Genomic DNA, 12,936 nt, shown 5'->3' on the forward strand with positions numbered 1-12,936 from the left:
ATCCCCCGGCCTTTTGCCGTTGATTTATCGCTGGCTGGGCATCCGCCAGGCCTCGTGGTCGGTGTGCAGGAGGTGGTGGGACTTCTCGCCCAAGGGCTGGCCCAGGTATTCGGCGTAGAGGGCCTGGACCTCCGGGTTCTCATGGGAGAAGCGGATGTCCGCCTTGGCGTCCAGCTCCCAGAGGCGCTTGCCCCGGGGCTCCGCCAGCTCCACGCCGCCGTGGATGGGCTGGCCGCCGCCCCCGGCGCAGCCGCCGGGACAGGCCATGACCTCCACGAAGTCGTAGGAGACCTCGCCGGCCTCCACCGCCTCCACGAGGGCCCGGGCGTTACCAAGGCCGCTGACCACCGCCACCTTCACGTCCCCGGCGCCGGGGACGGTGAAAACGGCCTCCTTCCAGGGCTTGCTGCCCCGGACTGCGGTGAAGGCGTCGGCGTCCGGGTTGGAGCCGGTGACCAGATAGTAGGCGCTGCGAAGGGCAGCGTCCATCACGCCGCCGGTGGCCCCGAAGATGACCGCCGCGCCGGTGCCGGTGCCCAAGGGGGAGTCAAACTTCTCCTCGGGGAGGTCGCCGGGGAGGACGCAGTCGCTGCGCAGCAGCCGGTCCATCTCCCGGGTGGTGAGGACCACGTCCACGTCCGGGTCGCCGCAGGCGTCCTTCATGGAGGGCAGGGCGCATTCCGCCTTTTTGGCCGAGCAGGGCATGATGGACACCACGAAGATCTTGTGGGGGTCCAGCCCCAGCTTTTGGGCCAGATAGCTCTTGGCCACCGCCCCGAACATCTGCTGGGGGGACTTGGCGGTGGACAGCCCCGCCACCTGGCCGGGGAACTGGGACTTCAAAAACCGCACCCAGCCGGGGCAGCAGGAGGTGTACATGGGCCAGGAGTAGCCGTCACGGTGGGTGAAGCGCTCCAGGAACTCGCTGCCCTCCTCCATGATGGTGAGGTCGGCGGTGAAGTTGGTGTCAAAGACGTAGTTGAAGCCCATGCGCTTGAGGGCGGCCACCATCCGCCCGGCGGTGCCCACCTCGGGGGAGAGGCCGAAGCTCTCGGCCCAGGCCACCCGCACGGCGGGGGCCACCTGGATGACGGTGGTGAGCTCGGGGTCGGCCAGGGCCTTCAGCACCCGGCCGGTGTCGTCCCGGACGGTGAGGGCCCCGGTGGGGCAGTGGGTGACGCACTGGCCGCAGAAGGTGCAGTCGGTGTCCCCCAGCTTCCGGCGCAGGGATACGTCCACGGTGGTCCGGGAGCCGGTGCCCGACACGTCCCAGATGTGCATATCCTGGATCTTGTCGCAGACCTGGACGCAGCGCATGCACTTGATGCACTTGCTGGCCTCCCGCACCACGGGGACGGACAGGTCCACCCGGGCCCGCTCGGGCTGGACGGGGTAGGGCTGGTAGTGGATGTTCATGTCCTGGGCCAGCTTTTGCAGCTCGCAGTTGCCGCTGCGGATGCACACGGTGCAGTTGGAGTCGTGCTGGGAGAGGATGAGGCGCAGGTTGGTCTTCCGGGCCTGCCGGACGGCGGGGGTGTTGGTGTGGACCACCATGCCCTCAAAGACCTGGTTGTTGCAGGCGGTGACCATCCGCTCGGCCCCCTCCACCTCCACCACGCACATGCGGCAGGCGGCGATCTCGTTGAGATCCTTGAGGTAGCACAGATGTGGGATGGGAGTGCCCGCCCGCTGGGCGGCCTCCATAATGGTGGTGCCGTCCGCCACGGCAAGCCGCTTGCCGTCGATTACGATGTTTACCATGTTCTGATCCGCCCTCCTTTGAAGATGCCGTAGCCGAAGTGGTCGCACCGCAGGCACCGCCCGGCCTCCTGCCGGGCCTCCTGGTCGGTCATGGCGCACTCCACGCAGGCGAAGTCGCCCTTACGCTCCGCCGCCTCCCGCTCCGTGGGGTTGACCCGGCCCTTGGGCCGCAGGTCGGCGAAGCCGGGGAGAGGCACCTGCACGTCGGTGGTGATGGCGTGGTGGAAGCCCAGGTACTCGTCGATGTTGGCCGCCGCGGCCTTGCCCGCGGCGATAGCCCGGATGACGGTGGCGGGGCCGGTGACGCAGTCGCCCCCGGCGAAGACGCCGCCCTGGTCGGGCAGGTGGGTGCTGGGGTCGGCCAGCAGGGTGCCCCCCCGCTGGACCTTGATGCCGCCCTGCTCGAAGCCCCGGCTCTCCACCCCCTGGCCGATGGCCACGATGATGAGGTCGGCCTCGATGCGCCGCTCAGGCACGTCGGCGTTCACCGGCTTGGGCCGGCCGTGGCCGTCCAGCTCACCGGGGATTTGGGGCTGGGTCCACAAGGCGGCGGCCTTGCCGTCGCCGTCGGCCTCGATGCGGACGGGGGCCTGGAGGGTCAAAAGCTCGGCCCCCTCGGCCACGGCGCCCTCCACCTCCTCGGCCAGGGCGGTCATGTCGGCCTGACGGCGGCGGTAGACGCAGGTGACGGTCTTGGCCCCCAGGCGGATGGCGCTGCGGGTCACGTCCATGGCCACGTTGCCGCCGCCGATGACCACCACCCGCAGCCCGGAGAAGTCGGGCAGGTCGTTGTCCCCGATGGCCCGCAGCAGCTCCACGGCGGAGATGACGTTGGCGCTGTCCTCCCCGGGGATGCCGGTCTTCTTGTCGGTGTGGGCCCCGATGGCCAGATACACGCAGTCAAAGTCGTTTTTCAGGGTGTCGAAGGACACTTCGGTCCCCACGTCCACCCCGGTATGTACCGTGACGCCCAGGGAGAGGATGGAGTTGATCTCCCCGTCCAAAAGCTCCCGGGGGAAGCGGTAGCTGGGGATGCCGTAGCGCATCATGCCGCCCAGGGCCTTGCGGCGCTCATAGACGGTGACGCTGTGGCCCATGAGGGCCAGGTAGTAGGCCGCGGACAGCCCGCCGGGGCCGCCGCCCACCACGGCCACCTTTTTGCCGGTGGCCGCCGCCGGAGCGGGCTGGGGGACCTCCCCCGCCTGGTCCACGGCGTAGCGCTTGAGCCCCCGGATGCTGATGGCGTCATCCACCATGTTCCGACGGCAGCGTGCCTCGCAGGGGTGCTCGCAGATGTAGGCGCAGGCGGTGGGGAGGGGATTGTCCTTGCGGATGAGGCGCACCGCGTCGGCGTACCGCCCCGCCTTGATGAGGGCCACATAGCCCGGGATGTCCACCCCGGCGGGGCACATGGCTACGCAGGGCACGGGGTTGCCCACGCTGCCCAGGCACCGGTGGTGGCGCACGTGCTCCTCGTAGTCCTCCCGGAAGCCTCTCAGGCCCGTGAGGACCAGCTGGGCTGCGTCGATGCCGATGGCGCAGTCCGCCGTGGCGGCCACCACCTGGGCGGTCTCCTCGATGCGGGCCAAAATGCGCTCGTCCGGCTCGCCGTCCAACACCTCGCGGATCATGTTGGCCAGCTGTTGGAGCCCTACGCGGCAGGGCACGCACTTGCCGCAGGTCTGGGCCTGGCAGAGGCTTAGGAAATTGAGGGCCATGTCCACCGGGCACAGTCCCGGGGGGCTGGCGGCGATGCGGCGCTCCATGTCGCGGTAGAGCTGGTCCACCACGTCCTGGGCCCGGCTGGGGGTCTTGACGTCCAGTCTGCTCATTTGCTTGTTACCACTCCTTCTGGCGGCCCGAACCGGTCCCCGCCCATCATCTGCCCCATGGTCTCTGGCTATTTCCATTGTACTAAAAATTTTATATATAGCAAGAACTTTTTTTAGGTTTTTTGGAAAAAGACAAAAAAAGTGCCCGCCGGAGCGCTCCGGCGGGCCTTTGGCTTCCATTTAATTGAATTTATAGATATGCTGGGCCACGTGGTAGAGGGAGACGGAGAGCTTCCGCCCCTGGTAGCCGGGGAAGACACCCACGGCGGAGAGGGCCCGGTACTTGAGCCGGTGGTAGAGGGCCTGGTCCACGGTGCGCAGGTACTCCCACAGCTCGGTCTTCATCCCCAGGGACTCCGGCGTGCCGGAGATGTTGAGGAAGATGGAGGAGATGGTCATCATCATGGACAGGTAGCTGAGCATGTACCGGCCCAGACGGGGGTAGTCCCGCTTCACCTTCCACAGGTCGTGGGCCTCGATCATCAGCTTGGTGACCCGCACCTGCTGGTCCACCCGGCCCACCATCACCTTCTCATTGACGCTCTGGTCCGCCCGGCCGATGAAGTAGCGGTAGAGGTCCAGGTCCATGTAGTAGATGGACTTGACGTAGGGAAGGGGCTGGTAGACGAAGATGTTGTCCACGTAGAAGGTGTGCTTGGGCAGCTCCAGCCCGCAGTCCCGCAGAAGCTGGGTGCGGTAGATGACCGAGTGCATCAGCAGGTATTGGGAGGGGCGGAAGCGGCCCATGTCGTCCCAGGTGAACACCTTCCCCTCGGGGAAGACGTTGCGGTAGCGCATGACCCGCTGGGTGTTGTCCTCCACGTGCTCGTAGACGTAGTTGGCAATGAGCATGTCAAGGGGCTCCGGCCACCGGGCACACTCCCGGAGCTTGGCCAGAACTTGTTGCAGGGCGTCCACGTCCAGCCAGTCGTCGGAGTCCACCACCTTGTAATAGAGGCCCGTGGCGTTCCGAAGGCCCTGGTTGACACCCTCGCCGTGGCCCCCGTTCTCCTGGTGGATGACCTTGACGATATCGGGGTACCGCTCAGCATACCGGTCGCAGATAGCGGGGGTGTCGTCCTTGACGGAGCCGTCATCCACCAAAATGATCTCCACGTCGTCCCCGCCGGTGAGGAGGGTCTCCACGCAATGGTCCATGTAGGCGGCGGAGTTATAGCAGGGGACGGCAAAGGTCAGTATTTTTTCCATATCGGGCTTCAGCCTCCCAGCAGTTTGTCCGTCAGGGCCAGGGCGCGGCCCACGATGGCGTCCATGTTGTAGTATTTGTATTCCGCCAGCCGGCCCAGGAGGTGGAGGGAGGGATACCGTTCCGCCAGAGCGGCGTATTGGCCGTAGAGGGCGTTGTTGGCGTCGTTGATGATGGCGTAATAGGGCACCTCGCCGGCAGTCCCGGTGTAGGCCCTGGAGAACTCCTTCATAATGGTGGTCTTTCCCGGAAGCTCTTGGCCGGTAAGGCGCTTGAACTCGGTGATGCGGGTGAAGTCCTCATCCATGGTGTAGTTCACCGTGCCGTGGCTCTGATAGAAATCCCTGTCGTAAGTCTCGAACCGGAAGTCCAGGGTGCGGTAGGGCAGGCGGCCGAAGCGGCAGCCGAAGAGCTCGTCGGCGGCGCCGGTGTAGATGACCTCTCCGGCGAAGGGCTCCCCGTCCAGCAGGAGCTGGTCGCCCAGGGTGAGGCGGGCGGCGGCGTCCTGCCCCAGCTCCACCGTGATGTTGGGATGGTCCAGAAGGCGCTGGAAAATGGGGGTGTAGCCCTTGGCGGGCATCCCCTGGTAGGGGTCCTGGAAGTAGCGGCAGTCCCGGGAGAGGAACACGGGGACCCGGGCCGTGGTGTTGGGGTCGATCTCCTCCGGCTTCTGGCCCCACTGCTTCATGGTGTATCTCACAAAGACGTGGTCGTAGACATATTCGGCCAGGGCGGCGATCTCAGGGTCGGGGCTCTGGCGCAGCTCCAGGATGGTGACCTTCTTTTCGGCGCCGTAAGCGGCGATGAGCTTTTCCTCCAGCGCCTTGGCCTTATCAGGGCCGAAGGCCGCCTCCAGGGAGACCAGGTTGAAGGGGACGGGCAGCTCCATGCGGCCCTCCGGCCCGGGGATGCTGGCCACCACCTTGTGCTGGTAGCCGGTCCAGGCGGTGTACTGGGATAAGTAGTCGTAGACCCGCCGGTCGGCGGTGTGGAAGATATGGGGGCCGTACTGGTGGATGAGGACGCCGTGGGCGTCCAGACAGTCGTAGGCGTTGCCGCCCAAGTGGTCCCGGCGCTCCAGCACCAGCACGTTCCTGCCGCCCCGGCGGGCCAGCTCTCCGGCGGTCACCGCCCCGGCGAAGCCGGCGCCGATGACGAGCGTATCATAATGTGCCATGATCCTTCTCCTTTTCTTCTCTTCGCTGTTAGAAATAGTTTATCATACAGCGGCCTTGGAAAAAAGGAATTTTCTCTTAAGTTTCCGCAAAGAAAAGGAGATCAACAGAATTTGTCCTTGTAATGGAGGATGGCGTTTCGGATGACCTCGATGGCGCCCTCCCGGCCCTGGACGTCCCCGGCCATGGTCTCCTTGCCCTCCAGAGTCTTGTAGACGGTGAAGAAGTGGGCCATCTCGTCGAAGATGTGGTCGGGCAGTTCGGAGATGTCCTTGTAGTTTTTATAGGTGGGGTCGGCGAAGGGGATGGCAATGATCTTCTCGTCGTTCTTGCCGTCGTCCAGCATGGAGATGTAGCCGATGGGGTAGCAGCGCACCAGGGTCAGGGGATCCAGCACCTCGGAGCACAGCACCAGCACGTCCAGGGGGTCGCCGTCGTCGCCGTAGGTGCGGGGGATGAAGCCGTAGTTGGCGGGGTAGTGGGTGGAGGTGTAGAGGATGCGGTCCAGGATGATGAGGCCGGTCTCCTTGTCCAGCTCGTACTTTTTCTTGCTGCCCTGGGGGATCTCCACCACGGCGATGAAATCCTCGGGGGAGATCCGCTTGGGGTCGATGTCGTGCCAAATATTACTCATCGGAAAAACTCCTTCCGTATTCTGGTCTGGCGGTCACATACAATTTCATTATAGCCGCTTTTGGGTGGAAATACAAGGGAGAAGGAAACACAAGCGCCAGGGTGAGAACCCTGGCGCTTGTGTCTGGTTGGCGGCAGTTTCGGTCATTTGCTCTTTCTTCCGTAGCCGGTGACGATGGCCACCACCAGGATGACCAGCATGGCGATGGAGTAGAAGTTGACGAAGGGGATGGCGGCGGGGGCCACGGCGAAGGCCTCGCCGAACTCGGCGGCCTTCTGGGCGGGGATGACGCAGTGGACCGTCCAGGGGGCCAGGAAGCAGAAGACGCATCCGGCGCAGTCCATCAGGTTGGCCCGGCGGTAGGGGTCCAGCCCGGCCTTCTCGCCCAGCTCCTTCACCAGGTCGCCCATGGCCACGATGGCCACGGAGATGACGCCGGTGATCATGCTGAGGATGCCCACGCAGCCCACGATGGTGGCCTCGGTGCTGGCGGGGCCCTTGGCCAGCTTGGACAGGCCCCGGCCCACGTCCTCGAAGAGGCCGCTCTGCTCCATGACGCCCAGCAGGGCGAACACGGCGATGAGCATGGCCACGGTGCCCATGCAGCCGGAGATGGAGTCGGGCAGGGCGCCGGCAACCTTAAAGCCGCCGGGGAAGGACAACAGATCGGCCACGTGGTAGATGCCGCTGATCAGGCCGGCCGCCACGCCGGCGATGACGCCCCAGGCCAGGGCGGTGATGAGGTGCTTCTTCATCAGGCACAGGGCGATGATGACCACGGGCACCACCAGCATGATGAGGGACAGGGCCCGGGGCTCCACCTGGGCGGCCTCCAGCATGGCGGAGTTGGTCTCGGTCTTGGTGAAGAGGAGGAAGCAGGCGAGGGCGATGACGGCGGCGGGAATGGAGTATTTGATCCGGGTGCGCACCACCTTGCCCAGCTCGGCGCCCTGGGTGGCGGAGGAGGCGATGGTGGTGTCGGAGATGGGGGCCAGGTTATCGCCGAAGGCGGCGCCCGAGACGATGGCGCCCAGCATGTACACCGGGGTCACGCCGGTCATGACCCCCACGGGGAAGAGGATGGGGATGACCACCATGTAGGTGCCCACGGAGGTGCCGGTGGAGAAGGCCAGCAGGCAGGTGATGAGGAAGGTGGCCGCCGCGAAGAGCCTGCCGGTGAAGCCGGCGTTCACGGCGTAGGCGGCGATGGTCTGGACCATGCCGCTGCCCGAGATCAGCTTGCCGGAGATGGCGGCCAGGATGACGGCCAGGGCGATGACGGGGAACATGGGCTTTGTGAGCCCGGTGATGATGGCCTGGCCATAGGCCTTCTCATCCTTGACCAGGATGACGCCGAAGATGATGGCCATGAAGAAGGCCACCATGTAGCCGCTGACGTTGGAGCCCTTGACGGCGGCCCAGATGATAAAGACCACGGCCACCAGCAGGGGGACCAGCTTGCCGAAGGTACCCAGGTGGAATTCCAGTCGCTTGTTTTCACTCATTACAATACCTCCCTATTCTCTCTCGGTTCGTTGCGCTCAGAAGTGCCGCCTCCCAAGCTATGTGATACGCCTCAGCCCTCCTCCAGCAGGTGGCGGGCCAGGGCGCGCAGGGAACGCTCGCTCTGTTCTTCGTGGTATTCGCTCTCCGGGCGGCAGGTCAGGGCCCCGGTGGGGCAGACCCGGACGCAGGCGGGGACCATGCCCCGGCGCAGCCGCTCCACGCAGCCGTCGCACTTGACCATCTTCCCCTCGCCGTCGAAGGAGGGGGCCCCGAAGGGGCAGGCCATGGCGCAGGAGTGGCAGCCGATGCAGTTGGTGTTGTCGTAAAGGGTGAAGCCGCTCTCTGGGTCCTTGTAGAGGCAGGCGGAGGGGCAGCCCAGGACGCAGGGGGCATCCTCGCAGTGCATGCAGGCCACCGAGAGGAAGGAGAACTTCTCCCGCCCTCCCTCCCGGGTCTCCAGGGCGGCGGCGTTGCGGAAGGGGTGCTGCTTATGGGCGGCGTCGATGTCGTTCTGGTCCATGCAGGCCATGACGCAGGCCTGGCAGGAGGTGCACTTGGAGGGATCAAAGTCAAAGATCATCTTTTCCATGGTCAGATCCTCCTGATTTGGACCCGGGTGTCCCGGTAGGCGGGGAAACCGGAGTAGGGGTCCAGGGCTTCGTTGTCGGTGAGGAGGTTGGCGTCCGCCTCGGAGTAGCCGTGGTAGAAATAGACCATGCCGGGGTCTACCTTATAAGAGAGGTTGGCCTTCACCACGATGGCCCCCCGGGGGGAGGAGAGCTCGATGTCGTCCCCCTGGGCGATGCCCAGGGCCGCGGCGTCGTCGGGATTCAGGTCCGCCGCCGGCGCGGGCCGGAGGGACCGGGCCCAGGGCACCTTGTGGAGGCGGGAGTGGAGGGCGTTGGTGATGCGGGGGGAGGAGCACAGGTGGAAGGGCCAGTCCGGGTCGGAGGGTGTGTCGAAGGGGGGCGTGTAGGCCGGCAGGGGGTCCAGCTGGGGGTATTTGGCGATGGCCTCGGACCACAGCTCAAATTTGCCGGAGGCGGTGTCCAGGCCTTGTTCCAGCATGGTGCCGGGGACGTAGGGCTCCACGCCGGGGAGCTTCACCGGCTTGTCGGAGGCCCGCAGCTCTTCCAGGGTGATGGGAAGGTCCTGGAGGATCCAGCGCCAGCAGGCGTCGGGGCCCTGGCGGAGGAGCTCGTCGTCCAGGTCCATGGCCTGGGCCAGCTCGCAGAGGATGCGCGCGTCGCTGCGGGCCTCGCCCAGGGGCTCCACCACTGGCTTGGTGGCGAAGAGGTGGCCGCCGCCGTAGGCCTTCAGCTCTCCCCGCTCAAAGGAGGTGCAGGCGGGGAGGACGATGTCGCAGAACTTGCAGGTGTCGGTGAGGAAAAGCTCGGTGTTCACCAGGAAGTCCAGCTTCATGAGGTTTTGTTTGAGCCGCTCATCCTCGGGGGAGATGCGGTAGTTCATGCCCACGCCCAGCATGGCCCGGACGGGGTAGGGCCTGCCCGTCTCGATCTGGCGGGAGAGGTCGTTGGCCTGGGCCTCGTGGATGAAGTCGTTCCACACGGGGAACCGCTCCGCCCCCACGGCGGGGGCGGTCACCCGGTGGTGGTGGGCCATAATGAAGTCGTCCTCCCGGGTGCGGAAGCCGCCGGGCATATAGTTGTAGCTGAACTGAACGGGGACCTGGCCGCCGGGGCGGTCGAAGCAGCCCAGGATGGCGGAGAGGGACATGATGGCCCGGTAGGCCTGGAAGCCGTTTTTGTGGTGTCCGATGGGGGCGGCGCTCTCGTTGATGGACAGGGGGAGGTTGTCCGCGATCATGGCGGCGGCCTCCTCCAGCTGCCCGGCGGGGACGCCGGTGAGGGCCTCCACCCGCTGGGGGGTGAAGTCCTTGACATAGGCGGCGTACTGCTCAAAGCCGTGGACGTATTTCTCGATGTAGGGCTTGTCGATCCTGCCGTCCCGGATGAAAATGTGGGCCAGGCCCAGGGCCACCGCCCCGTCGGTGCCCACCCGGGGGCGGAGGTGGATGTCCGCCAGCCGGAGGGAGGCGGGGGTGATCCGGGGGTCCACGATGATGATCTTCATCCCCTCCGCCTTCCGCTTTTCCACGTTGAGGGCGGCCAGGTGGCGGGAATAATAGGGGTTGAAGGCCCAGCCCAGAAAGACCCCGGAATTCAGCACGTCGGAGGAACACATGGGGTTTCCGGTGGTGACCCACCAGTTGAGGAAGGTGGAGGTCATGCAGGAGCTGGACTCGGTGAGGAAGTTGGGGGAGCCGAAGGAGTAGGTGAAGCGGTGGAGGAAGGGGCGGTACCACTTGGAGTAGCCCGAGTAGAAGAGGACGCTCTCCGGTCCGCTCTCGGCTTTGATGGCGTTCAGCTTTTGGGCGATCTCGGCGTAGGCCTCGTCCCAGGTGATGGGCTCAAATTTTCCCTCGCCTCGGGCCCCCACCCGGCGCAGGGGAGTCTTGATCCTGTCCTCCCGGTAGAGGTACTGCCGGTTGGACAGGCCCTTGGGGCACAGCAGGCCGTGGTTCACCGGGTGGTCGGCGGTGCCCTCCACCTTGATGATCTTTCCGTCCTTCACATAGGCGTCGATGCCGCAGTGAAAGGAGGGGCAGCAGATGTCGCACAGGGTGTGCCTCACCTCGATGCCGGTCTCCGGGCCGGGGATCTTCGCGCGCAGCAGGCGCTCTTTTTCATCCATGGGAATGTCCTCCTTCCAGGGGCGCGTTTTCAAGCAGCTCGATGACGGGGGCGGTGAGGCCATTGCGCAGAAGAATGACCTTCTGCATGGGGCTGATGGGCTCATTGCTCCCCAGGAATTTGCGGGTCATGTAGTTTTTGATGACGCCGCTGATGATGTGGTTGTCCACGATGTTGACCAGCACCAGCTTGCCGTCCCGGCGGACGGCGTAGAGGAAAAAGCCGTCGTTTTCATAGCGCAGGACCTCTCCCTGGGCCCGGATGTCCCCGAAGCCGATGAAGTCCATGTCCATGAAGTGGGTGATGTTGTGCAGCAGGTTGCCGGGGTAGTTGACCCGCCGGCCCAGCATGGCTCCGGCGGCGGTGATGCCCTGGTATCCGGCGTTGGCCCACAGCCCGATGACCTGATGGCTGCCGCTTTGGATGTTGTAGCCGCTGGCGCAGTCCCCGGCGGCGTAGATACCGGAGACGGAGGTCTCCATCCGCTCGTTCACCAGGACCCCCCGGTCCACCAGGGGGGCGTCTTTGTCCAGAAAATCCAGGTTGGGCCGGGTGCCGATGGCCAATACGGCCACGTCGGCGTCCAAAACGTCGCTGCCGAAGGCGACCTTCAGGCCCTCCGGGGTCTCGTCGATGGCGGTCAGGCCCACGCCCAGCTTGAGCTCCACGCCCTTTTCCGTCACCCGCCGGCCCAGCTCGGTACCAACCTCGGGGACGGCGGCCAGAGGGAAGAGGGAGGGGGCCATATCGGCCAGGATGCAGCGGGCACCGGCGCGCTGGAAGAGCTCGGCCACCTTGATGCCCACCATGGAGGCCCCCACCACCACGGCCCGCCTCACGTCCCCCCGGTCCAGCCGGGCCCGGAGGGCCTCGGCGTCGGCGGGGGTGCGCATGACGTAGACGTTTTCTTTCGGGAGATGGGGCAGAGGCGGAATAAAGACCCGGGCGCCGGTGGCGATGAGGGCGGCGTCGAAGCCGTGGCGGCTGCCGTCGGCGAGGACCACCTCCCGGGCCGTGTGGTCCAGCCGCTCCACCGGCTTGCTGGTATGTAGGGTGAGGCCCAGGGAGCGGGCGATCTCCTTCAGGGAGCCGAAGGGGAAGAGCCCCTCCCAGGGCAGCCGGTGGCCGGCATAATAGGTGGTGAGCATGGGGTTGTAGGGGGGCAGGCTGGTGTCGGAAAAGACATGGATGGCGCCGTCATATCCCTCTTCCCGAAGGGTCTTGGCGCAGTGGTAGCCGGCGCAGCCGAAGCCCAGGATGGCAATCTTTTTCATGGATTTCCTCCTGTCAGTTGATATCGCTCAGACCCTTGAGGGCCTCTAAATCATAGATGTACCAGCGGCCCCGCTTCTTCTCCAGAAAGCCCTCCGCCTCGAACTCGCTGATGGCCTTGTTCACCGTGAGGCGGGAGGTGTTGATCAGGTTGCCGATGCCTTGCTGGATGACGGGCAGCTCGACCCGGATGCCCTCCTTGACCCGGACGCCGAAGACGGCGGCCAAATCCACAAAGACGGCGGCCACCCGGTTCTTGGCCTCCAGGAAGCACAGCCGGCGGATGTGCTCCATCAGCAGGTGGATCTTGTGGGACATGGAGGAGAGGACCTGGGCGTTGAGGCCGATGTCCTGGCTGAGGCGGCGGAGGAACTCATCCTGGGGGATGCAGTACAGCTCGCAGTCCACGATGGTGGCGGCGTGGAGGAACTGGGCCTCCGGCTCGAAGCAGGTCTCCTCCCCGAACATGGCCCCGGGCAGGGCGAAGATATAGATCTTCTCGGCGCCCTCGCTGGTGAAATAACTCAGCCGCACCCGCCCGCTTTTGACGATATAGATCTGGGAGATGTCCTCCTCCTGGTTGTAGATGACCGTTTTGCCCTTGACCCGGATGAGGTACCGCTCGTCCAGCAGGGAGCTCCACTGGTGTAGGTCATAGCGGATCCAGGGGGAAAAGTCTTTGTTGGCCAACATCGCCATCGCCGCCTTCCGTTGATTTCGTTATAGCATACCACTTCCAGGAAAAAATATATAGTAGCTTACAATTTGAAGGCTCTTTTTGGGTTTTTGCGGAGAAAATGAGGGCAACTTACACAAAAGGGGTGTCGAATAAAAT

At 65.1% G+C, this 12,936-nt stretch carries 10 protein-coding genes; all 10 read right to left on the reverse strand.

What is annotated here, in order from left to right; all coding sequences use genetic code 11:
* Nucleotides 1-24 precede the first annotated feature (24 nt).
* Complete coding sequence (locus AAEU42_RS00730; RefSeq protein WP_342231599.1) at nt 25-1,761, reverse strand: [FeFe] hydrogenase, group A; 1,737 nt, start codon at nt 1,759-1,761, stop codon at nt 25-27.
* A complete protein-coding gene (locus AAEU42_RS00735) occupies nt 1,755-3,593 on the reverse strand; it encodes an NAD(P)-binding protein (RefSeq protein ID WP_342231600.1) in 1,839 nt (612 codons plus the stop codon). Before AAEU42_RS00735 ends, AAEU42_RS00730 begins: the two co-directional genes overlap by 7 nt.
* Before the next feature lie 180 nt (nt 3,594-3,773).
* Nucleotides 3,774-4,802, reverse strand: a complete 1,029-nt coding sequence (locus tag AAEU42_RS00740) for a glycosyltransferase family 2 protein (RefSeq protein ID WP_342231601.1) — start codon at nt 4,800-4,802, stop codon at nt 3,774-3,776.
* 8 nt (nt 4,803-4,810) lie between these two features.
* Nucleotides 4,811-5,977 (reverse strand): UDP-galactopyranose mutase, encoded by a 1,167-nt coding sequence (glf, locus tag AAEU42_RS00745; RefSeq protein ID WP_342231602.1) that lies wholly within the window; start codon nt 5,975-5,977, stop codon nt 4,811-4,813.
* Between the two features lie 101 nt (nt 5,978-6,078).
* Complete coding sequence (locus AAEU42_RS00750) at nt 6,079-6,609, reverse strand: inorganic diphosphatase (RefSeq protein ID WP_342231603.1); 531 nt, start codon at nt 6,607-6,609, stop codon at nt 6,079-6,081.
* A gap of 143 nt (nt 6,610-6,752) precedes the next feature.
* Nucleotides 6,753-8,114, reverse strand: coding sequence for a Na+/H+ antiporter NhaC family protein (locus AAEU42_RS00755; protein ID WP_342231604.1), 1,362 nt, complete (start codon nt 8,112-8,114; stop codon nt 6,753-6,755).
* Between the two features lie 71 nt (nt 8,115-8,185).
* The gene (locus AAEU42_RS00760) at nt 8,186-8,704 is read right to left on the reverse strand and encodes a 4Fe-4S dicluster domain-containing protein (RefSeq protein ID WP_342231605.1); all 519 of its coding nucleotides are present in this window, start codon (nt 8,702-8,704) and stop codon (nt 8,186-8,188) included.
* A 2-nt stretch (nt 8,705-8,706) separates the two neighbouring features.
* The gene (locus tag AAEU42_RS00765) at nt 8,707-10,830 is read right to left on the reverse strand and encodes a molybdopterin-containing oxidoreductase family protein (RefSeq protein WP_342231606.1); all 2,124 of its coding nucleotides are present in this window, start codon (nt 10,828-10,830) and stop codon (nt 8,707-8,709) included.
* A complete protein-coding gene (locus AAEU42_RS00770) occupies nt 10,823-12,103 on the reverse strand; it encodes an NAD(P)/FAD-dependent oxidoreductase (RefSeq protein ID WP_342231607.1) in 1,281 nt (426 codons plus the stop codon). The genes AAEU42_RS00765 and AAEU42_RS00770 overlap by 8 nt, the downstream gene beginning before the upstream one ends.
* A 13-nt stretch (nt 12,104-12,116) precedes the next feature.
* On the reverse strand, nt 12,117-12,794 hold the full coding sequence (locus AAEU42_RS00775) for a Crp/Fnr family transcriptional regulator (protein WP_342231608.1): 678 nt from the start codon (nt 12,792-12,794) through the stop codon (nt 12,117-12,119).
* Nucleotides 12,795-12,936: the final 142 nt, after the last annotated feature.

Origin of the sequence: Pseudoflavonifractor phocaeensis (genome assembly GCF_038439875.1) — a bacterium.
Taxonomy (GTDB): Bacteria; Bacillota; Clostridia; order Oscillospirales; family Oscillospiraceae; genus Vermiculatibacterium.